20 protein-coding genes are annotated in these 21,074 nt (G+C 41.8%); 9 read left to right on the top strand and 11 right to left on the bottom strand.

The annotated features are described in order from the left end of the window. Positions 1-4: 4 nt before the first annotated feature. Together EHO59_RS04820 and EHO59_RS04815 are read left to right on the top strand one after the other, a co-directional pair. A complete protein-coding gene (locus EHO59_RS04820; protein WP_135585272.1) occupies positions 5-739 on the top strand; it encodes a hypothetical protein in 735 nt (244 codons plus the stop codon). Positions 740-779: 40 nt separating this feature from the next. After that, positions 780-1,865: an LIC10486 family protein gene (locus EHO59_RS04815; protein ID WP_135585269.1), complete on the top strand. Its 1,086-nt coding sequence runs from the start codon at positions 780-782 to the stop codon at positions 1,863-1,865. 77 nt (positions 1,866-1,942) lie between these two features. Here EHO59_RS04815 and leuS read toward each other — a convergent pair whose 3' ends face one another. Further along, entirely contained in the window at positions 1,943-4,594 is a 2,652-nt protein-coding gene (gene leuS / locus EHO59_RS04810; RefSeq protein ID WP_135585267.1) for a leucine--tRNA ligase, read from the bottom strand. 189 nt (positions 4,595-4,783) lie between these two features. Then, the gene (locus EHO59_RS04805) at positions 4,784-4,972 is read right to left on the bottom strand and encodes a hypothetical protein (protein ID WP_425460205.1); all 189 of its coding nucleotides are present in this window, start codon (positions 4,970-4,972) and stop codon (positions 4,784-4,786) included. A gap of 303 nt (positions 4,973-5,275) precedes the next feature. Here EHO59_RS04805 and EHO59_RS04800 point away from each other — a divergent pair, with 303 nt between their 5' ends. Further along, a complete protein-coding gene (locus EHO59_RS04800) occupies positions 5,276-5,998 on the top strand; it encodes an ABC transporter ATP-binding protein (RefSeq protein WP_135585263.1) in 723 nt (240 codons plus the stop codon). Next, positions 5,995-8,535 carry an ABC transporter permease gene (locus EHO59_RS04795; RefSeq protein WP_135585261.1) on the top strand — a complete coding sequence of 847 codons (2,541 nt, stop codon included), beginning with the start codon at positions 5,995-5,997 and terminating at the stop codon, positions 8,533-8,535. The genes EHO59_RS04800 and EHO59_RS04795 overlap by 4 nt, the downstream gene beginning before the upstream one ends. Positions 8,536-8,649: 114 nt before the next feature. Here EHO59_RS04795 and EHO59_RS04790 read toward each other — a convergent pair whose 3' ends face one another. The 9 genes from EHO59_RS04790 to hrcA form a co-directional block, all read right to left on the bottom strand. Continuing rightward, positions 8,650-8,940 carry a hypothetical protein gene (locus EHO59_RS04790; RefSeq protein WP_167882076.1) on the bottom strand — a complete coding sequence of 97 codons (291 nt, stop codon included), beginning with the start codon at positions 8,938-8,940 and terminating at the stop codon, positions 8,650-8,652. A gap of 30 nt (positions 8,941-8,970) precedes the next feature. Further along, positions 8,971-9,483: a DUF2721 domain-containing protein gene (locus EHO59_RS04785; protein ID WP_135585257.1), complete on the bottom strand. Its 513-nt coding sequence runs from the start codon at positions 9,481-9,483 to the stop codon at positions 8,971-8,973. Then, the gene (locus tag EHO59_RS04780) at positions 9,480-10,265 is read right to left on the bottom strand and encodes a M48 family metalloprotease (RefSeq protein ID WP_135585255.1); all 786 of its coding nucleotides are present in this window, start codon (positions 10,263-10,265) and stop codon (positions 9,480-9,482) included. The genes EHO59_RS04785 and EHO59_RS04780 overlap by 4 nt, the downstream gene beginning before the upstream one ends. A 48-nt stretch (positions 10,266-10,313) precedes the next feature. Then, positions 10,314-10,868: a YqgE/AlgH family protein gene (locus EHO59_RS04775; protein ID WP_135585253.1), complete on the bottom strand. Its 555-nt coding sequence runs from the start codon at positions 10,866-10,868 to the stop codon at positions 10,314-10,316. 9 nt (positions 10,869-10,877) lie between these two features. Next, a complete protein-coding gene (locus EHO59_RS04770) occupies positions 10,878-11,837 on the bottom strand; it encodes a Gfo/Idh/MocA family protein (RefSeq protein ID WP_135585251.1) in 960 nt (319 codons plus the stop codon). Between the two features lie 20 nt (positions 11,838-11,857). Next, entirely contained in the window at positions 11,858-12,976 is a 1,119-nt protein-coding gene (dnaJ, locus tag EHO59_RS04765; protein WP_135585249.1) for a molecular chaperone DnaJ, read from the bottom strand. A gap of 7 nt (positions 12,977-12,983) precedes the next feature. Then, complete coding sequence (dnaK, locus tag EHO59_RS04760) at positions 12,984-14,921, bottom strand: molecular chaperone DnaK (RefSeq protein WP_135585247.1); 1,938 nt, start codon at positions 14,919-14,921, stop codon at positions 12,984-12,986. A 93-nt stretch (positions 14,922-15,014) separates the two neighbouring features. After that, positions 15,015-15,569 (bottom strand): nucleotide exchange factor GrpE, encoded by a 555-nt coding sequence (grpE, locus tag EHO59_RS04755; RefSeq protein WP_135585245.1) that lies wholly within the window; start codon positions 15,567-15,569, stop codon positions 15,015-15,017. Positions 15,570-15,596: 27 nt separating this feature from the next. Continuing rightward, positions 15,597-16,625, bottom strand: coding sequence for a heat-inducible transcriptional repressor HrcA (gene hrcA / locus EHO59_RS04750; RefSeq protein ID WP_135585243.1), 1,029 nt, complete (start codon positions 16,623-16,625; stop codon positions 15,597-15,599). Positions 16,626-17,137: 512 nt separating this feature from the next. On the opposite strand from hrcA, the gene EHO59_RS04745 reads away from it, so the two are divergent. From EHO59_RS04745 to EHO59_RS04725, 5 genes are all read left to right on the top strand, one after another. Further along, positions 17,138-18,196: a DUF4238 domain-containing protein gene (locus EHO59_RS04745; RefSeq protein WP_167882064.1), complete on the top strand. Its 1,059-nt coding sequence runs from the start codon at positions 17,138-17,140 to the stop codon at positions 18,194-18,196. A gap of 92 nt (positions 18,197-18,288) precedes the next feature. Further along, on the top strand, positions 18,289-19,176 hold the full coding sequence (locus EHO59_RS04740; RefSeq protein WP_135585239.1) for a hypothetical protein: 888 nt from the start codon (positions 18,289-18,291) through the stop codon (positions 19,174-19,176). Positions 19,177-19,352: 176 nt separating this feature from the next. After that, a complete protein-coding gene (locus tag EHO59_RS04735) occupies positions 19,353-19,811 on the top strand; it encodes a DUF6368 family protein (protein ID WP_135585237.1) in 459 nt (152 codons plus the stop codon). A gap of 375 nt (positions 19,812-20,186) precedes the next feature. Then, entirely contained in the window at positions 20,187-20,567 is a 381-nt protein-coding gene (locus tag EHO59_RS04730; protein ID WP_210413025.1) for a hypothetical protein, read from the top strand. Between the two features lie 167 nt (positions 20,568-20,734). Beyond that, positions 20,735-21,049: a DF family (seleno)protein gene (locus tag EHO59_RS04725; protein ID WP_135585235.1), complete on the top strand. Its 315-nt coding sequence runs from the start codon at positions 20,735-20,737 to the stop codon at positions 21,047-21,049. Positions 21,050-21,074: the final 25 nt, after the last annotated feature.

Genomic DNA, 21,074 nt, shown 5'->3' with positions numbered 1-21,074 from the left:
CCAAATGTACGAGGGAATCGAGGAACTTCCCCAAGAATTCCTCTTCGAGGTCGAGACGGCCGTAAAAAAAGAAGAGCCGATTTCAATCATTACCTACGTCCTGAGTACTCGGGGCGAAAATAAACTCAAACATATCCTTCAAAGCGTACTCTCTAAGTATAGAAGAGACGATTTAATCGAACTCTTATTCACTTCTGCAAAAGAGTTGATTGTTAACGCGACAAAAGCCGCGATCAAGCGCGTTCTATTCAAGGAACTGGGCTTAAATATAGGAGATCCGTCTCAATACGATCTCGGAATGGAATCATTCAAAGAAAACCTAGTCAGCAGAAAATTCCCGTACTATCGCAGAAAGATGAAAGAGCATGGTCTCTTCGTAAAAGTGACGGTTAGCTTTTCCTCGGATCGGATCATTCTTCTGGTGCAGAATAATTTTACATTAGCGATACGAGAAGAAAAGAGAATCAGAGAGAAATTCGTTCATTCGAAAGAATTTGACAATCTCTTCGAATACTATATGAAATATGGTGATACCACAGAAGGTGCAGGAATGGGTATCACAATGGTTGAGATACTGGTAGCCCAAAGCGGCTATGACCGGCATTTGTTTACTATCTACAGTAGACAGTCCGAAAATAGAACGGTTGCCAGAGTCGAGATCCCATTAGCAGATTCTTATGTACCTCGAAGACAAAGATATCAAAAATGGTTACAAGAAAAGGCTAGTGGCTTAGCATGACCTGAGAAAGCCGCTAATAATCGGTTAGGCCTGAGCAAAAATGGAACAAAACCCGCAAACAAGCAAGCTCCAAGAACAGGCGAATCAGATGAATCTTGCCTTGGAATCCGTTCATACGGAAGAGCAAGCCATCGAATTAATCCAAGGTAAAATCAAAGACGCCTATTTACTCAAATTACGGATCGATATAGAAAATAGAGCAGGAGTCGTTCTGGGACTTTTGTCCAGATACAAAAACGAATTCCTCGAATTGTACTCTTTATTTTCCAATGCACCTACCATTCGTAAGATCAGAACCTTCGAAGATTTCGGACAGATCTCTCATGATATCGCTGAAGCCGCAAGAGAAGAAGCTCCAGATCCCGGATTATCCGAGCAGATCGGAAGAATTCTTCATACGAAGTTAAACAAACAAATATTAGAACAATATTATCCTATGTGGGATCGCAACGATCCTTCTGCATTGATCAATCTCTTAGAGAATCAGATCAAGACTGCGATGAAGATCAATATGATCCGTGTCCAAGCAGACGTAGAATTCGTTTCTAGTTTAAAATGCAGAGGCAAGAGTTTCTTTACCGGGATCCTTCAACCGATTGCTAAACCTCCTGAGGAAGTGGCAGAAGGAGGTGGTCCGGTTGAAAATATCGATCCAGAAAAAGCGGCTGTTCTTAGACAGATCGAAACCATTCGCAAAGGTTTCGGTAGAGTGGTCCAAGCAAAGACAATTCTCTCTCCTGTAAACGGAATCGATTTCGACGAGTTAAATGAAGGAGATAAGATCCTTCTTCAACTTCCTGCAGTTTCTCCTGAGGAAAAAGCGATCGCTAAGACCTTGGGCGCGATGGACAAGGATGGAAATGTAAAGCCTGTGATCGGGACCTTTGTAGGGATCGCTTCCGGTAAGAACGAATATCATATTTTTGCAAAAGGACCTGCTGGAGCTCTTCTGCAAGCATTCGAAGAAAGACCTGTTCGTTTAGCCCGACCTAAAACTGCTGGAGGAGCCGCTCCTCGTCCTGCGGGAATGTCCGGTAAATCGGAATCGAGCGGAGCTCTTAACTATGTGATCTTAGTGGGAGTGGTATTGCTAGTAGGTTTACTTGCGTTTATTCTTTTGAAGTGAGTATACGAGCAAACAGCTCTGAGAAAATAAAAAGCCTCTCTAATCCGAGAGGCTTTTTTGTATCCGAATCGTTTCTCTTAACCGACTACTAGGTTCACGAGTTTTCCTGGAACATAGATCTCTTTGCGGATCTGCTTTCCGTCCAAGAATATCTGTACCTTGTCCAGAGCCTTTGCAGTTTTGATAGCTTCTTCTTGTCCGATCTCTTTCGACGCTTTGAATTCGCCTCTTAACTTTCCGTTCACCTGCACTACGATCATTATCTCGTCGTCAGTCAGATACTTTTCTTCATAGCTTGGAAACGGTTCGTAGGTTAAGGAATCTTTTTTGCCTGCAAGAGCCCAGAGTTCTTCCGCCAAATGAGGAGAGAAAGGAGCAATCAAAAGCAAGAATGTTTCCAAGATCTTACGAGGTCTGCGAGCACTCGGTGTAAGCTCATTCACAAAGATCATGAGCTGAGAGATCGCAGTATTGAATGAGAAATTATTGATATCGTCTTCTATCTTCTTGATAGTCCTGTGAAGGATCTTTAGTTCATCTTCATTCGGCCCTATGTCTTCTAAACGGAAAGATTCCTCAGCGCCGGAATGATACAATCTCCAAACCCGATTCAGAAAGCGAAAGACTCCCTCCACTCCTCTAGTGCTCCAAGGCTTGACCATCTCAAAAGGACCCATAAACATTTCAAAGAGGCGTAAACTGTCTGCTCCGAAATTGGTAACCACCTCATCCGGATTCACTACATTCCCAAGTGACTTAGACATCTTGCGTTTGTCTTCTCCCAAGATCAATCCTTGGTGAACCAATTTCTTGAAAGGCTCCGGAGTAGTTACATATCCTAGATCGAATAATACCTTATGCCAAAAACGAGAGTACAATAAGTGAAGAACTGCGTGCTCCGCTCCACCCACATATAGATCCACAGGCATCCAAGCCTTTTCCAATTCAGGATCCACGAATTGCTTCGGATTTTCAGGATCTATATAACGAAGATAGTACCAGCAAGAACCCGCCCATTGAGGCATGGTATTTGTTTCTCTAGTTCCCACTTCCCCAGTTTCGGGGTCCTTGTATTTCAACCAATCGCCTGCAAGAGCAAGAGGAGATTCTCCCGTGCCTGAAGGTTTAAATTCCGATAAATTAGGAAGTTCTAATGGAAGTTCGGACTCGGGAATCGCCTTACTTACTCCGGAAGGATAGTGAACCAACGGAATAGGCTCCCCCCAATATCTTTGGCGAGCGAAAAGCCAGTCTCTTAGCTTGAACTGAATTTTCTTTCTTCCTATATTCTTTTTCTCCGCCCAATCGGCAATCTTAGAGAATGCATCCTTATACTTCAAACCGTCTATGGAGATCTCCGAAGAAGAAGAGTTGATGCAAACGGATTCCTTAGAATCGAAAGCTCCTTGCGAAAGATCTCCTTGGATAACAGGAAGGATTTCCAAACCGAAAGCTTTTGCGAATTCATAGTCTCTTTGGTCATGAGCAGGGACTGCCATGATGGCTCCTGTTCCATATCCATATAAAACATAATCGCCGATCCAAACCTGGATCTTCTTAGAAGGATCTGCAGGATTCAGAACATAAGCTCCGGTAAAGACTCCGGACTTCTCTTTAGAAAGCTCAGTTCTATCCAAATCGCTCTTTAACGCAGAAGTCTTTTTATATTCCTGCACCTTCTCCCATTGTTCCGGAGAAGTAAGCACATCCACCAAAGGATGTTCCGGTGCGAGAACCATATAGGTGACACCGAACACAGTATCAGGACGAGTCGTATAAACCTTCACTCCACCGAAGCCTAGTTCCTTAGCATTGCGAAGTTTTTCGTCGAGCTTGGCCTTGGCTCCTTCTACCCTTGCAGATGTGGAAGATTCGAATGGAAAAATTAATTCTAGACCTTCGCTCTTTCCAATCCAATTCTTCTGCATTTCCAAAGTGGATTGAGGCCAAGATACAAGACTTAAATCTTCTAACAGTCTCTCTGCATACGCGGTGATACGCATCATATACTGACGCATAGGCTTACGAACCACTTCGTAGCCCTTACCTACCCATTCTTCTACTTCTTCGTTTGCAAGAACGGTCCCTAAGCCAGGGCACCAATTCACAGGAATCTCTGCTTGGTAAACGAGACGGAATTCGGATAGAACGCTTTCTTTTTTCGCATCCGAATATTCCTTCCAATCCTTTGCGGAGAAGGCTTCGAGGCCTTCGAATCCTTCTGATCCTTTGGCTTCGAACCTTTTAAGCAATTCAGCGATTGGTTTTGCCTGAGAAGATTGAGGATCATACCAGGATTCGTATAATTTTAAGAAGATCCATTGAGTAAATTTATAGTATTTCGGGTCTGTGGTGGAGATCTCTCTATCCCAATCGTATGAAAGACCTATCATTTTGATCTGTCTTCTGAAATTATCTACGTTTTGCTTGGTAGTTAAAGCAGGATGGATCCCTGTTTGCATCGCATATCGCTCTGCGGGAAGACCGAAAGCGTCCCATCCCATTGGATGAAGTACTTCGAATCCTTTCATTCTCTTGTATCTGGAAACTATGTCAGTTGCTGTATAACCTTCGGGGTGGCCTACATGTAATCCCGCGCCTGAGGGATAAGGAAACATGTCCAAGCAATAGAATTTAGGCTTCTTAGAGCGTAGATCCGTCCGAAAAGAAGAGTTCTTTTCCCAGTAAGATTGCCATTTTGATTCAATTTCCCGAAACGGATAGTCCATACCGTGAAGTTTTTTAGTCCGGCCTAGAATCCAATTCTTTTTTATGAAGCAGAAGGGCCTTTCAGAAGGGAACCTTACTCACTATACTCGGTCAGAAATGAAGAAAGCCGGTGGAAACCGGCTTCTGAGGAGCGAACTAAGCTCTTATTTGCTTAGATGTAGTTGAAAATGGGATGGAAGGAAACGAACTTATTTACGTACTGAGTCAATAACCTTGATCAATCGTTTAAAAGTTAGGTTCAAGCAGTCACGACATAGATCGTACTGAAAGAGATTCGGTGTTAGTTTACCGCATCCTTTGCATGTGAGTTGCTTACTTTGCGCTTGAGTGAGTTCCGCTTCTTGTTCGTTGAATTCCGTCACAGTTAATAATTGCATTTTGCTCCCAGAAAAATCCATCTAATATCTTTTTATTTACGGAGTGTAAATAAGTCCGAAGTGTGAGTCTTGTTTTCGGCTCTCGACTTCCGTATGTCGAGAGTTACTTTATAAAATCGGCTCACTCTAGAGTCAAAAAAAATTAGGTTGGAAGTTTGTGAAAATGACTGCAATTTTTTTGAAAAAAAATTCCATGCGCGCTTTCCTTTGGAATAGTTTTTCAAGTACGGTTTTTTGTGAGGAAAATAAATTTCCTATCAAATGCCGAGTTTAGGTCAGTCAAAGACAGAAGGTAGGTGCACATTGTTATCAATCACGGACTTAAACAAGTCTTATACCGTCGCAGATCAACAGTTTAACGTATTAAAAGACGTTTCATTTCATATTAAGGAAGGAGAATTTGTTGCCATCATAGGTCCTTCTGGTTCCGGCAAATCAACGTTATTGGCTGTTTCAGCAGGATTAGATAAAGCAGACTCTGGAAAAGTACTTTTAGATGGTGTCTCCTTGTTCGAAAAAACAGAAGATGAACTTGCAAAGATCAGAGGCAAGCAGATCGGATTCATATTCCAAAACTTTCAACTGATCAAAACGTTAAACGCTCTAGAGAATGTGTGTCTTCCTCTTGCTTTGACCACTAACTTATCGGAGAAAGCAATCCAAGAGAAAGCTATGTATTGGTTAGAGAAAGTAGGTATCTCTCATAGAGCACATAATTTTCCAAGCCAACTCTCAGGAGGAGAAGAGCAAAGAGTCGCGATTGCTAGATCCTTTATTCATGAGCCTAAGTTATTGTTCGCAGACGAACCTACTGCAAATTTGGATAAGAAGAATGGAGAGAATATTATGGCTCTCTTAAAAGGATTAAATCGAGATAGAAAGTCTACTCTACTTGTAGTAACTCATGATCCCAAAGTCGCCGCAATTGCAGATCGAGTCTTAGAAATGAGAGACGGGGTCATATTGAACGCAAGCAAGTCCAAAGCATCTCCTAAAAAAGCTACTACTCGCGGTAAGAAGAAATGAATTTACGCTTCTTTATAAAGGTAATGTTCCGAGAGATCTTCTCTAAAAAGACTTCTTCCTTACAAATCATATTAGCGATCACAATCGGAACTGGTGCAGTTCTTGCGGTTCACTCCTATAGGGACCAATTCTCTCAATCTATCTTGAAAGAGGCCAAAAATATACTGGGGGCGGACCTGGTCGCAACTTCTCCGGCCCCACTTAGCGAGAAGCAAACAGCGTTTTTAGTGGGAGAATTGCCAAAAGGAAGCAAATCCTCTGAATTAGTGCAATTCCCTTCTATGCTTAGGAATCCTAAAAACCAGGACTCCACTCTTTCTCTCGTAAAAGCGATCAAGGGAGAATATCCTTATTTCGGAGCTGTAGAAACAGAACCCAAAAACGCATATCGTTCCTTGCAAACAGGAGAGATCCTTCTCGAAAGCAGTCTTATCCAAAATCTAAAATTAAAAAAGGGAGATGAGGTTCAATTAGGAGAATCAGTCTTTATCTTAAAGGGAAGTCTTATCAAAGAACCTGGCATGGCGGGTAACTTTTTATCCATGGCTCCAAGCTCGATCATTCATAAAGATTCGTTAGCGGATACCGGTTTAGAACAAAGAGGATCTAGGATCAATTATCAGATCCCAATCCTTCTTCCTAAGCAAACGGATGCGAGCGAATATAAGAAAAACAAGTTTAAGGAATTTGCAAAGAACGATCTGATCCTTTATGAAAGCACAGAAGCAAATTCAGGATCTCAAAAATTCCTTACCAACACATTGGATTTCTTTTCCTTATTGGCATTATGCGCATTCTTCTTAGGGGGAATTTCTATCCTTCTAACAAGCAGAGCATTGATCCGATCCAAGTCGAATACGTTTGCCGTGTATAAATGCTTGGGAGCAGGACCAAATCTAGTCTTGGGTTTGGTATTAGGTGAACTATTACTTTTATCTACGATCGGTGCTATTCTAGGTTTCGGATTCGGAATCTTCTTACAGAATCAAATCCCGAATTTAGCAAACAGTGAGTTTCTGTTCGAACCGAATTCAGTTCCTACACTCAGAGCATTCTTATGGGGATTCGTGTTAGCATGGGTGGTACCATTGGTTTCTGCTTGGGAAAGCTTATCCAAATCAAGGAACTTAAGTCCTATGTACGCGTTGAAAGCTGACTTTGCTAGCGAACTTTCTTCTGTTCCAAGACCGGAATGGAGGCAATCCATTTCCTTCGTTGCAGTCTTTGGTTTATTCTTCGTACTCGCATGGTGGGAAACCGGAGATTGGATCAAAGGATTAATACTTTGCGGAACACTTTTATTTCTACCAGTTCTTGTATATTTAGGAATCTTAATATTTAGGTTCGGACTTAGATTTGCGTTAAAGAGATTAGAACTCTCTGCAAGTCTCAGAATGGCTTTCAGAAAATTAGATAGACCTAGGACTGGATTACCTTGGGTAGTAGTAGGACTTGGTTCTTCTGTGTTCGTTCTTCTACTTAGCTTATTCTTGAGCAATAGCTTATTGGAATATAGCGGAGCGAAGGATAAAGAAAGAAGGCCGAATATGTTCATTCTAGATATTCGCCCAGAGCAGTTGGACACATTCCAACAAACTGCTGCCAAGTTCCAAGCTCAGAAGCTAATGGTATCTCCTGTCATAGGTGCTCGGTTATCTCATATCAACGGAGAATTGGTCAAGAAAGAAGACATGGAACTCTCTGCGCTTAGAAGAGACTGGAGATCCACGGCTAGGACCAGAGAATACTTTCTATCTTATCGAGAGAATTTATATCCGACTGAAAAAGTAACGGATGGAGACTTCTGGAGAAAAGGAGAAGAAGATCAAATCTCCATTGAAAAGGATTTCTCCAAGAATCTAAAAGTGGATCTAGGAGACAAACTTACCTTCTCTATTGGAGGAGTAGAAGTCACAGGCATCATCCGAAATTTCAGAACAGTCAACTGGTCCGACATGAGACCGAATTTTGTGGTCTTGTTCTCGAAAGGAATCTTGGAGAAGGCTCCTAAATTCTATTTAAGTTCGTTCTTACTCGAATCGGCCCAAGACAGATATGCATTGCAAAAGGAACTGATTAATGAGTTCCCGAATATGACAATAGTGGATACTGAAAAAGCGATCCGATCCTTTATGGGAATCTTAGAAAAGATCTCGTTTGCAATCCAATGGATGACCGCATTGATCGTGATCTCATCCTTGTTGCTCATACTTTCTTCTTTAGAACTAAGCAGAAAGGAAAGATTAGAAGAGACTTCTCTTTTGAGGATTATAGGCGGATCCAGGGACTTCTTACGAAAGTATTTTCTGGCAGAATCCCTTCTACTCGCAAACCTCTCCTTCTTTTTGGCATTTGGATTGGTTTGGGGAGTTTCCGAGTATTTATCCCAAGTAATATTCGAGATCCAAGCAACCGTTCCTTGGCTAGAGATTCTGATCTATTATATAGGATTGAATATCGCAGTAGCAGGAATGTACTTCGCAGCCTTGCGCAAGGAATGGAAAAGAAGTCCTACCTTGTATTTAAAAGAAGTTTGATAGAATAAGATCTTGTTGCAGGCGGCCAACGGGATCGCTTTTTACTTTGAATGCAGGATCGAACCTGTTCCTCCTACAAACATGCAGAGGAACTCTTTTCTGGATTCAGAGATTCTATCTTAAGTACCTTGCGATTAAGTTCTTGGATTTGCTTTCGTTCAGAACAGAGCAGACCTTATAATTGGAAGCGGTCGGACAGGCCGCAGTTCCTGTAATCTTGCAGCCCTTTCCTTCGCAACGTTTACGTGTATCGAAAGAATCCGATCCGGAGAATCTGCAATAATCCCTGCACATATCGGAACTTCCTTCTGCACAGAGGTAACAGCCGTCAGCAGAAACCGGTTGGATTGAAAAGAATATGAATAAAACAGAAATTAGAAAAAAGAAACGAAGCAAGCCTTGCAAGAAAATCACCCAGGTCCTGTATCAAGAACATCAACCCTTGGGCTGGCGATCAAGGTTTTTCTTATCTGCCTTATCCTCCAAAAATTCAGCGAAGTCGATCTGGCCTTGGATGAATTTCAAATTATAGCGGCTCTCGTACAACAAGAGTCCGCTCGCGATAAAAAGAAATACTCCGCCGACTAATGCTAAGCCTGTCGAGATCCAAGAAGCTGAACTTTCCGTGGCGACTATAATTCCCAAACTCAAACTAGAAGCTACAAAGAAGAGAGTCGCAGTATAAAGCGCAGCCATAGATCTTTGGATGAGTCCGGCCCTTTTCTTTTGGACCTTTAGTTGTCTGCGTAAATATACGGAACGTTCTTCAGGATAGGAAGTTCTTCCATCCACAATCCCTTCTATCTCATTCTTGAGAAGATTGACTCGATCGAAGATCCTTCCTAATCGATTTGCGGTAGAGAAAATCAAACTGGAACTCGCGGAAATCAAAACCGCAGGAGCAATCATCCCAGAAAGAATTTCAGTACCGGTCAAAGACGAAATCATTTTCCCAATCTGTATAGAATTTGCCAAAAGTAAATTGAATTATCTGTTTGAATGAATTCGGAAACCTTACGATTCGCTTCATACACTCTCGCTCTCGAAAGAGCCAAAATTGTTGCGAGAGATTTAGAATTGGGCAAAGAATTGTCTCGATTCAGATCGGCGAGAACATCAAAGACTCGGTTCACCCAAATCGCAAATCTGCCTCCGTAACTTCCGGTATTCAGACAGTATTCATACGCGACTCTCGCTTCGAATTCTTCCGGAGTGAAAACTGTTAGAGATGGTATTCCGAGCAAAAGATAATTTTTACTTGGACCGAAAATTCCGAAATTAAAAATCCGAATAAAAGAAATGCTTTCGGTTTCAGTCAGATAAACTTCACGTATTCTCGGACCGGAAATAGCACGACCCAATCTCTCTAAAAATTCGAATAGCTCCGGATGGCTTTCCTTCTTCGCAATCGTTCCAGTTACCATAGAAGTTTTTACTCGAAAAGAAGAAAGAATGATCCAAAACGGAACGAGACTAGAAAGAATAGCGATCGCGCCTATCATACCAAAAATTGTGAAGAATATTTCACTTAGGATTTCGTTATGAGCGAAGAAGTTTTCATAAACCGCTATACCGAGATAAGAAGCTGCAGCTAATATCGCGGCTCCGATAAATAAATAAGAATATTCTAATAGAATAAGAAGGAGGATGTTTAATTTAAAAAGAAAAGGAGAACTTCTTGCAAAAATTTCTTTTTTGGAAACCCTATTTTGGAAATCTAGATCGGTCATTTGTCCCCAATAATAGAAACAAATCCCGATGCTAAAAATTCGCGAATTTTAGTTCAGCATCGGGTCTTTAGTATGCTCAACGAAATACTTGTACAGTCCGCCTTTACTCTTCAAGGCTTCTTGCCAAGTTGCTTCCGGATCTTCCGTAAAGATCCATTCTGCGTTCGGGTCATGAACCACCCAAGACTTGCGTTCCATTTCCCCTTCCAATTGAGCAGCTCCCCAACCGGAATATCCTTGGTACACATTAAACTTTGTTTTATCAGGATGTTCTAATAACTCGATCAGAGCTTCGAAGCTTCGTGCGAGGAATACTCCTGGAATGACTTCGATCCCAGGTTGTTTTAACTTCGGATTATCATGAAGGATGGAAACGTAAGTCGGATCGACTGGACCTCCCGAATAAATCGGAAGAGAACCATCTATGCCTTCCGGAATTCCTTGGATCACATCGTTCAAGGAAACTTCCATCTTCTTGTTCAATACGAGACCGAAAGCTCCCGAATTATCGTGCTCGACCATAAGAATTACAGTACGATTGAAATAATCCGTTACTATAGAAGAATTTGATATTAATACTTTGCCGCTGTAACCGTTTTCCATACTACCCGATCAGTTTTTATGGATCTCTTTCAAAATTTTATATGCGATTTCCAAGGTCTGGATATCGGACTTACCGTCCACCAGTGGATCCGTTTCCTTCAAGATGCATTTCACGAAATGTTCCTGCTCTTGTTTCAACGGGTTATCTTTATGCACGAAGATTTTTTCGACGATGGACTCTTGGCGATATTTGATCTCGCCGGTTCTAAGTAGAATATCCGAAGTCGCTTGTCTGTGCAGTTCGATCTCTTGGTCGCTGAAATCCAAAGTGATATAAACATCCTTTTGAGTGATGTTTAAGGTCCTAATTTTCGATTGGGTATTTCTGCTTGCTGAAATATTTGCGATGGTGCCGTTCTCAAAGTGAAGAACAACAGCAGCAATATCCTCATGATTAGAAACTACTTTAGTTCCCACAGCACTTAGATATTTGACGGGAGATTTTACAAGATTCAAAACGATATCGATATCGTGGATCATCATATCCAGAACCACGCCTACATCTTTGATCCTAGGATTGAAAGGCGCAAGTCTTCTGGATTCAACAAGCAATGGCTCGGTTACGATCTTGCCTAATTCCAGAACCGCTCCGTTAAAGCGTTCTACGTGACCCACTTGAAGTACCAGATCGTTCTTCTCAGAAAGAGCTACGAGTTCTTTGGCTTGTTCAAGAGTTTCTGCAATCGGTTTTTCGACTAGTACATGTTTGCCGGCTTCTAATGCCTTCTTTGCAATTTCATGATGTAAGAAGGTGGGAACTGCAATCACGACTGCGTCCACATTCTTGATCAGATCGTTCACAGTCGAGAAGGCAGAAGTCTTATGCTTGTCTGCCATCTGCCCTGCTCTCTCGGAATCGGAATCATAGATACCGATCATTTCCGCATCACTTAAGGTCTTTGCCACGTTCACGTGGTATTGGCCCATATGGCCTGTACCGATTACTCCGATCTTGACTTTTTGGGTCATGAAACTTCCTTTTAGCAGGTTTACTTATTCGTAAAAATCTTACCCTTGGAACCGGAGACTCCTTCTCCTGATTCGCGGGCAAATTCTTCGATCAATTCTCTTTGTCGTCTAGTCAATTTTTTAGGGATCTCGATCTTAACAATCACGTGTTGATCCCCTTTTCCGTAGCCACCAAGATAAGGAATTCCATGTCCTTTCAGACGGAAGACTTGTCCTGACTCGGTTCCTTCTGGAATTTTCATCTTAACTTTCTTGCCGTCTATTGTAGGAACTTCTATGTCCCCGCCTAAGATAGCTTGGGTAAGACTGATCTTCTTTGCAAGGATTAGGTCGTTTGCTTGGCGCTCGAATAATTCATGTTTCTTAATATGCGTTACAACATACAGATCACCGTGAGGACCACCGTTAGGCCCTGCTTCTCCTTCTCCGGAGACTTTTAAACGGCTGCCCGATTCGATACCAGGCGGAATCTTGATATTGATGGTGCGACGTTTTTCTACCAAGCCTTGGCCATGACAGGTCTTGCAAGGATTGGAGATAATGGTTCCTTTGCCTCTACAAGTACCGCATGTAGTTGCAACGGAAAAGAATCCCTGAGATCTACGGATCTGGCCTGAGCCTCCGCAATCCGGACATGTAGAAGGAGTACTTCCTTTTGCCGCGCCGGATCCAGCGCAATCGGCACAGGTTTCCAGTCTTGGGATTTCAATCTTGTATTCTCTACCTAGAGCTGCGTCTTCGAGAGAAACTTCTAGATTATAACGAAGATCGGAGCCTCTTTGTGGACCTGACCTGCGACCACCGCCTGGCCTTCCCCCACCACCGAAGAAGTCTCCGAAAATATCACCGAAATCCCCGAAGATATCGGAGAAGTCAGTATACGCTCCTCCTCCAAATCCGCCTGCGCCTCCGGCGCCCACACCTGCCTTGCCGTATTGGTCGTACGCTCTTCGCTTATTCGCGTCGCGTAAAACCTCGTAGGCCTCTGTGGCTTCTTTGAATTTTTCTTCGGCGGCTTTATCACCCTGATTCTTATCAGGGTGATATTTGATGGCTAGCTTCCTGTATGCGGACTTGATCTCTTCGTCAGTCGCAGTCTTGGAAACTCCGAGGATATCGTAGTAACTTTTGTCACTCATGTCTTAGTTACTTTTTCTCATCGTCCACTACGGTATAGTCCGCGTCCACGACCTTTTCTCCCTTAGCTTGGGAATTGTCGGAACCTTCTCCCGCAGCTTCCCCGCCGTTAGGTCCAGGACTAGCCTCTCCACCAGGAGCACCTTGGGAATAGATCTTGGTTCCGATCTCGGAAGCGAGCTTGGTCACGGATTCCTTAGTAGCGTTAATTCTTTCTAAGTCGCCTGACTCAATTGCTTCTCTCGCTCTTTTGATCTCGTCGGCTGCTAATTGCTTCTCGCTATCCGAAAGCTTATCGCCTGCATCTGCGACCGCCTTCTCAAGAGAATACGTAATAGTATCCAACTCGTTCTTAGCTTCGACTAGCGATCTCGCGGCCTTGTCCGCAGCAGCATGAGCTTCTGCATCTTTGACCATTTTAGAGATCTCATCTTCGCTCAATCCAGAAGAAGATTCTATTCGGATCTTCTGCTCCTTGCCGGTTCCCAGATCTTTCGCGGAAACATGAACAATACCATTCGCATCTATATCGAAGGTAACTTCGATCTGAGGAACTCCTCTTGGAGCAGGAGCGATCCCGATCAAATCAAATCTTCCTAATGTACGGTTTCCTGCAGCCATATCCCTTTCTCCTTGGAGAACATGGATAGACACAGCATTCTGGTTATCTGCAGCCGTAGAGAATACTTGTGATTTCTTTGTAGGAATCGTAGTGTTTCTCTCGATCAACTTGGTCATAACTCCACCAAGAGTCTCGATACCCAAAGAAAGAGGAGTTACATCCAGAAGAAGAACATCCGAAACTTCTCCAGCTAAAACCCCACCTTGGATCGCAGCACCGATGGCGACAACCTCATCCGGATTCACGGAACGGTTTGGCTCCTTGCCAAAGATTCCTTTTACAAGTTCTTGCACTGCAGGAATACGAGTAGAACCACCAACCAAGATCACTTCGTCTATATCGGAAGCTTTCATCCCAGCATCACGGATCGCGTTCTCACAAGGAATACGAGTTCTTTCAACTAAGGCCCGAGTCAACTGATCGAACTTAGCTCTAGTAAGATTCATATCCAAGTGTTTTGGACCGGTAGCATCCGCAGTGATGAACGGAAGATTGATCTGGGTCGCCATGGTTCCGGACAACTCGATCTTAGCTTTCTCAGCAGCTTCTTTCAAACGTTGAACGGTATTCTTGTCTTGGGAGATATCGATCCCATACTGTTTTTTGAATTCGTCGATCATCCATTCCATGATGACCATGTCGAAGTCGTCACCGCCTAAGTGAGTGTCCCCGTTAGTAGACTTCACTTCGAATACTCCGTCGCCCAGTTCAAGGACGGAAATATCAAAGGTTCCACCACCTAAATCGTAAACTGCGATCTTAGCATTGCTCTTCTTCTTATCGAAACCGTAAGCAAGTGCAGCTGCAGTAGGCTCATTGATGATACGTTCTACTTCGAGACCTGCAATACGACCTGCATCTTTGGTTGCCTGACGTTGCTCGTCATTGAAGTAAGCAGGAACAGTGATGACAGCCTTGGTCACCTTATGACCCAGATAGTCTTCTGCAGTTTGCTTCATTTTCTGAAGAACGCGTGCGGAGATCTCTTGTGGAGTAAACTCACCTGTTGCAGTCTCGAATTTCACGCCATCATTTCCGCTACGAACAACCTTGTAGGAAACGTGTTTCATTTCCTGCTCGGCCTCGTTGAATCTGCGTCCAATGAAACGTTTTGCGGAACGGACAGTGTTCACAGCATTAGTAATAGCTTGGTTTTTTGCGAACTGGCCGACTAACGTTTCACCTTTAGCAGTGAAAGCAACGATAGACGGAGTGGTTCTAGCACCCTCGGAGTTCTGAATGACTACAGGATCCCCACCCTCCATAACGGATACGCAGGAGTTAGTGGTCCCTAAGTCGATTCCGATGATCTTCTCTTTTGACATTTTGGTTTCTCCTTTCCGCCGGCTCGAAATCCAATCGGCCAAAAGCGGTTCATCATAAATTCTAAAAACGCGGCCACAAAGCCGCCGCCGAAGTTAAGCCTTCGGTTTCCCTATCCTAACTCTCGCAGGTCTTAAGGAGAACTTGTCTTCGTTTTCCTTAATATAGAAACCTGCCTGATATACTTCGATCACAGTCTCTTCAGAGTATTGATCTCCCTCTTCGGAAGAAAGAGCTTCCATCAGAGTAGGATCAAACGGTTCTCCCTGAGGAACCTGTCTGAAAACATTCGATTTCTCTAATACAGAATAGAACTCTTTCAAGATCATTCCAACACCGTCAACGAACGGCTTCAATTCATCCGTAACACTTACACCGGCACCGACTCGATCCAAATTATCGATCGGATTCAAGAATCCAGCAACGAGAGACTTAACCGCCTCTCTCTTGATATTGGAGAATTCCTGAGCGGTCCTTCTCTTATAATTCTGGAATTCCGCTCTCTCGCGGGTCCAGGAATCCTTTAAGGATTCGATCTCTTTCTTTGCGGTTTCTAATTCCTTGCGCAAAGTATCCTCGGCGGTTTCCGGTTTTTTAACTTCTTCGGAATTTTCTCCCGAGGAGGTTGCTACCGCTTCTTCTTGGCTCATCTCTCTATCATTTCCTTGCATACATTATTACTTACTAATACGCGTAATCATCTCCGAAACGAGTTTCGAAGTAAAGTCCACGAGAGGAAGGGCGCGATGATAGTCCATTCTCTGAGGACCGATAATCCCCATGGCACCAATCCTCTTCTCGCCCATCCTATAACCGGATGTGATAATACTCACACCGCCCATCAAACCGTCGCCGTCCTTGCCGATAACGGTATACACACCGTCATGCTCGGAATATTCGCCGAACATACCCGTCAGGAATCTCTTATCGTCCAGAAGAGCGAGAACCTGATTTAATCTCTCTTCTTCGTCCCTGAACCTACCATAGAGATTCTTGAGACCGTCGATATAAAGCGAAACCTCTGAATTATCAGGGGTCATCGCCGCGGAAAGCACACCAGATACTTTATAAAAGTCTAATGGACCATCCTTTCTCAAAAGGAGGGAAGGAATTACCTTTCCCTGAATCTCGAACATATCATAGCCCTTGGCGTTATCGTTCAGATACTTGGAGATCTGATACAATTCCTCCTGGCTATAGTTTCTATCCAAGAAAACGTTACGATTCAGAACAGCGCCGGATCTCATGACCATGATCATAAGAACCTCGTCGCCATGCACGTGGATCAACTCCACATGCTTGAGAGTATCCAAACTCTTTGCCGGCCCGAGAACGATACCTGCAGAGTTGGAAAGACTAGCAAGAACACTCGCAGTCGCCTTTAGGATCTGATCCAACTTGAACTGCATCTTCAGGTATTCTTCCTGAATTCTTTGCTTCTCCTTGATCGTGAGCTCATAGAGCACAACGAGAGAATCCACATAGAATCTATATCCGCGTTCCGTAGGGATCCTGCCGCCCGAGATATGCCGAGACGCAAGATAGCCCATGTCCTCGAGCTCTTTCAACACGGTCCGAATGGACGCGGGAGAAAGACCAATATCATGCTTATCGAATAAGGTCTTGGAGCCGACGGGACGATTCTCTTGAATGAATTCATCCACGGTGGCCTTGAGGATCATCCTATGTCTCGGGGAGAGTTCCATTCCTATCCTTTAGCACTCTGGCTATTAGAGTGCTAATCACTCCCTCAAGTTTCCAAAAGAATCCTAAAAAAGTCAAGAATTTTGGATTTTTAGCGTAGGAAGGGCTCTTCTGTGCAAGTCGGGTGGCCCTTGAGGGATGAATTTTGATGCGGGTGGGCACGGAATGGAGATTCCGGGGAGTGCGGAGGAGAAGTGATCTGGGAAGGGGATTGTGCTGTACTATTCGCAAGATGTGTAGGAGTACGCGCGAGGTTGGCTTGGGGGAAGTTGGAGAAGGTGGATTTCGTTGTGCGGTCCCGTGAGGTGGGGGGTGGAGCCCGCGATCCGGTTGAACGTTAAGTAAGAAGTTGCAAATAAGCGAGAAAGGTAAAAGCTGCTCGCGTTGAAAAAACAAATTTGGATTTTTCAAAAAATAGATCGGTATACGTAATTTACAGATTTATTATTATATGAGAAGTTAGACGAAATTTCGATTACTAGCGGTTAGACGTAATATCAAGAGCGATTTTAGAGTGAAAAAAAAGAACCAACACTTTGTCCCTAAGTTTCTTTTAAAGAACTTTGCATCTGATTTAGATAAACGACAAATAAATCTGTTCAATCATTCTAGTGGAAAATTCATAACTTCAGCTTCAATAAAGCATCAATGCAAACGCGACTATCTTTACGGAAAAGATTTACATATTGAAAACGCATTTATGGCATTGGAGACAGATATCAGTTCCATACTAAAAAAGGCAATGAAGGACCCAAAAGAATTTATAGAGATTTTGATTCAAGATAGACTCAAAATCTATGAATTCGTAGTTTTCCAATATTTTAGAACGACTGGGTCAATGCAAGAGATTGATGAATTTATCAATATGTTATTTCATAATATGATTAAACATGATCCAAGAGTTTCTGGCTTCGTTGATAAATATAAGATTTCTCGATCTGATCCTGCAATATACAACCTTAAGATAGGTGCAGATTTAGTGAATGTCGTTTTTGATCTTGAGATTGCGCTTTTTGAAGGAGACGGGAGATATTTTTTATTATCTGATAATCCGGTTATTTTCACTAATCCATTCTTGAATCTTAAGGGATGGGGTGGGAGTGGATTGGGTCTAGGTTGCATTGGTATCATTATATTGTTACCGATTTCCTCAAAGCATTGCTTGGCTTTATATGATATAGGTTCCTATCGATTAAAGAAGAGATATTACCATATCCTTTCAAAAAATGATGTGGATCGGGTGAATAAAATATCAATTTATAACAGTGTTGATAACATTTATTTTGATACTGAAGTTCAGAAAGAGTATATTGGTGAGCTATTGCAAGATCCGCTTTTACGCCCACAAACTAGGTTTCAGTCGCAAGAATTTAAAGAATATAGAAACAAAGATATTAATAGGGATAATCGTTTGATAATCGGCGGAAGAAAAAAACCTCAGTTCGACACGAATTTAAGGAGTATTCCTTTGCTAAGCTATGCATTTAATAGATCGTTACCGGAAACTATGGATCCTTCTCGACCCTATGTTCAGCAGCTTCGAAATGAAAGAAATTTCAATAAGCACTCTTGATACTAACGTCTAACTGTCGGTGCTTCCGCTTCGAGCTTGCTTCGCAACTCTCGCTCGGGCTTTGCCACATCTGCTTCAGTCACTTCGTTTGCATGAGCAAACTCGTGCCATCGCAAACGTCGGAACACCTTGGTCGTTATGCGCAATTGCCAAAAATGAACATTTTCACAGATAATTTACATTCAGATGAAATGGATCAATATTATATATTGACTAGGGACGATAAATATCGAAAGGAAACTAAAGATGTAATTCAGCATGTATGGGATACCCTGATTGAATTAAAGTTGATTGGTGATAATATTGAAAAGTTTGTTAAGGATGCGCAACGAAACTTTCACGGAGCCCTTTGGCAGTTAGAACTAACATATATTCTACAAGGACGATTTAATCTTATTCCACCAAAGGAAACTGGGCCAGATATAATAATAGAAAGAGCAGGGGAGATAATAATTATAGATTGTGTTTCTTCAAATATTTCGGGAATAAATAAGGTTGAGAGAATCATGGGCCAGGTTGAGGTTTTAAATCAAGATAGTAGAAAACTCAGAGTATTAGAGAGTATTAATAAGAAATATAGCATATACGAAAAATGGGTTAAAAAAGGCATCGTTACTGCATCGGACAAACTCGTGATAGCAGTCGATACTTCAAATATCCCTAGCGGTGATTTAGTTGGTCATCCATACGCGAACATTATGGAATCCGTTCTTTTTGGAGTTGGAAATCAAGTTTTTGTTTATAACCATGAGACAGGAAATTTAACGATCCAGTACGATAAGCAAAAGGAAATTAAAAAAGAAAATGGAAGTTTAGTGACGACTAATCTTTTCGAAAATCCAGACTTTCAAGATATTTCTGGAATTGCTTGGAAAAATACTAATTTTCTATTCGATCATAGTTTATCGGGTGATAATATTCGTTTGTACAAAAATCCAAAAACGAGTAAGCAGTTAAGCTTAGATTCATTTTCGCGTTAGTGTAGGCAACTGCGTCTAAATATCGGCTCTGACACATCGCTTCGGGATGGTTCGCCCCCTCGCTTGGCCTTCGGCACATTTCGCTTTGTAGTTAGGCGAAATCGGCGCTTATTGAAAATTTGAATTCTTTGTAGATTAACATTCATTTGTAGCAACAGGAGAATGAAAAGTATTTAATGGGTCCAGTAATTTCAATCGCTTCGCCTTTTACGCTAGATTCTAATAAAATAGATGAAGTTACGAAACTTATTGCATCGTCGGCCGAAAAGGTTCAGAATCAAGATTTTTGGATAAAGAGCCGACCGTTTTACTATAGTAACAAATTAGAATATTCAGAGATACTTGAGGATTATAAAGATTTGGCAAAATTTTTAAATTGGAGACCTAAGTCTGTATATTATATTTCTGCAGGATGCAATGATATTCTTGATCATCTGATTCTTGGCAATATAGCGTTTGAATTTTGCAAGTTACTAGAGGGAGTTATTCTTTTCGGAAGCTTGTTATCAAATTATACTAGTGATAATGAAATTTTGAATAATCCAAATCTCATACACTATCATAATGAAACTATCTTTAAAGTTCGAGAATTTGAACTTTGGATGTTACATCCTGATTTTCGCTTGGTAAAATAGGTTTTTAGGAATTTAAGTATTATCGGCTCTGACGCTTCCTTTCGAGGCACTATGCACATTCTTACTTAATCCCCGCCGTCGCGCGGTCTTCAAGCCTCAATCACTGGAAATTGAAAATTTAAATATAAAATTAAGCTCTTCCCAATTGTTGTTTAGCAATGATTATGCGAAAACTGAAACGGTGCAAATAAATGGGTTCAATAGTTTCAATTGCTTTGTTCTTAAAATTAAACTATCGGGGTTGGATGCAGCATTCCGATTTTCTTATAGTAAAATAAGTTTTTAGAAATATTAGAATTTGTAAAAGGCAATGGTCGCCGAAACCTGATCATTAGGTGAGATTTCTGATCGAAAATTTACTACTAGGAAGGAATAATGCTCAAAAAATTAACTGACTTTACTTATCAACGTAATTGGCAAGAGGCTTTCGTCTTTTATATTGCATGGTTATTCTTTCTAATCATATCATCCGGTTTGATTTCCGCCACAGTGATAGGCTCGCTGAGCATTATCGGTTTCGAGTTTCTGCCAAGAGAGGGCTTTGAGCTCGGACTAAAGGTTGGTAGCATAATTGCAGTAATAAGCTGTCTGTTTATTGCATTCTTTACTTTAAAAAAGAAAAATCTTCATGCACATATAGGTTTTATATTGGTCGGACTTCTTGCAGGCCTTTTGGCAGTTTTCATAGGCGGGGTTGGAGGATTAATTCCATGTGCTTATCTCAGCACACTTCCAGTTAATAACGACAATAACTAAGACTTTTGTTTTTGGTTTCGAAAATCCAGTTTATGTGCGCAGATATTTTTATGCGATTTGTAAGTTCATTTATCACAGACTAAATTAAATTTCATAGATACTTAATTGCTGTTATGAATATAAACTATAATGCTATTTCTAAATTTTTATTAGGGAGGTGAATTTCAATGATCGAATTTCAGTATTTTGATGGATGCCCAAATTCAGAAGCCACGTTAAATAATCTAAAAAACCTAATAAAAGAAAATATAATCGATATAAGAGAAGTGAAAATTGTTGAAGTAAAAAACCCAGAAGAGGCTGATAAACTCAACTTTCAAGGATCACCTACAATTCTAATAAATGGCATCGATATCTATACAGGGATGGTCCCAGAAACTTCAAACTTTTCATGCCGATCCTATGTCTTCGAAGGAGAAAGGACAGGCGTAATTAGCGAAGAATATATTAAATACAAGTATGAACAGTACAAAGTAAAATAAAAGTGAATTGCTATGCTACCTGCGG

This window comes from Leptospira semungkisensis (assembly GCF_004770055.1).
GTDB lineage: Bacteria > Spirochaetota > Leptospiria > Leptospirales > Leptospiraceae > Leptospira_B > Leptospira_B semungkisensis.
This window is presented reverse-complemented; position numbering and strand designations above follow the sequence as displayed.

Excerpts from the sequence above, each read along its gene's own strand:
- EHO59_RS04820 (WP_135585272.1), top strand. The coding sequence starts at position 5 with ATGTACGAGGGAATCGAGGAACTTCCCCAAGAATTCCTCTTCGAGGTC.
- EHO59_RS04815 (WP_135585269.1), top strand. The coding sequence starts at position 780 with ATGGAACAAAACCCGCAAACAAGCAAGCTCCAAGAACAGGCGAATCAG.
- leuS (WP_135585267.1), bottom strand. The coding sequence starts at position 4,594 with ATGGACTATCCGTTTCGGGAAATTGAATCAAAATGGCAATCTTACTGG.
- EHO59_RS04805 (WP_425460205.1), bottom strand. The coding sequence starts at position 4,972 with ATGCAATTATTAACTGTGACGGAATTCAACGAACAAGAAGCGGAACTC.
- EHO59_RS04795 (WP_135585261.1), top strand. The coding sequence starts at position 5,995 with ATGAATTTACGCTTCTTTATAAAGGTAATGTTCCGAGAGATCTTCTCT.
- EHO59_RS04785 (WP_135585257.1), bottom strand. The coding sequence starts at position 9,483 with ATGATTTCGTCTTTGACCGGTACTGAAATTCTTTCTGGGATGATTGCT.
- EHO59_RS04780 (WP_135585255.1), bottom strand. The coding sequence starts at position 10,265 with ATGACCGATCTAGATTTCCAAAATAGGGTTTCCAAAAAAGAAATTTTT.
- EHO59_RS04775 (WP_135585253.1), bottom strand. The coding sequence starts at position 10,868 with ATGGAAAACGGTTACAGCGGCAAAGTATTAATATCAAATTCTTCTATA.
- EHO59_RS04770 (WP_135585251.1), bottom strand. The coding sequence starts at position 11,837 with ATGACCCAAAAAGTCAAGATCGGAGTAATCGGTACAGGCCATATGGGC.
- dnaJ (WP_135585249.1), bottom strand. The coding sequence starts at position 12,976 with ATGAGTGACAAAAGTTACTACGATATCCTCGGAGTTTCCAAGACTGCG.
- dnaK (WP_135585247.1), bottom strand. The coding sequence starts at position 14,921 with ATGTCAAAAGAGAAGATCATCGGAATCGACTTAGGGACCACTAACTCC.
- grpE (WP_135585245.1), bottom strand. The coding sequence starts at position 15,569 with ATGAGCCAAGAAGAAGCGGTAGCAACCTCCTCGGGAGAAAATTCCGAA.
- hrcA (WP_135585243.1), bottom strand. The coding sequence starts at position 16,625 with ATGGAACTCTCCCCGAGACATAGGATGATCCTCAAGGCCACCGTGGAT.
- EHO59_RS04740 (WP_135585239.1), top strand. The coding sequence starts at position 18,289 with ATGAGCAAACTCGTGCCATCGCAAACGTCGGAACACCTTGGTCGTTAT.
- EHO59_RS04735 (WP_135585237.1), top strand. The coding sequence starts at position 19,353 with ATGGGTCCAGTAATTTCAATCGCTTCGCCTTTTACGCTAGATTCTAAT.
- EHO59_RS04730 (WP_210413025.1), top strand. The coding sequence starts at position 20,187 with ATGCTCAAAAAATTAACTGACTTTACTTATCAACGTAATTGGCAAGAG.
- EHO59_RS04725 (WP_135585235.1), top strand. The coding sequence starts at position 20,735 with ATGATCGAATTTCAGTATTTTGATGGATGCCCAAATTCAGAAGCCACG.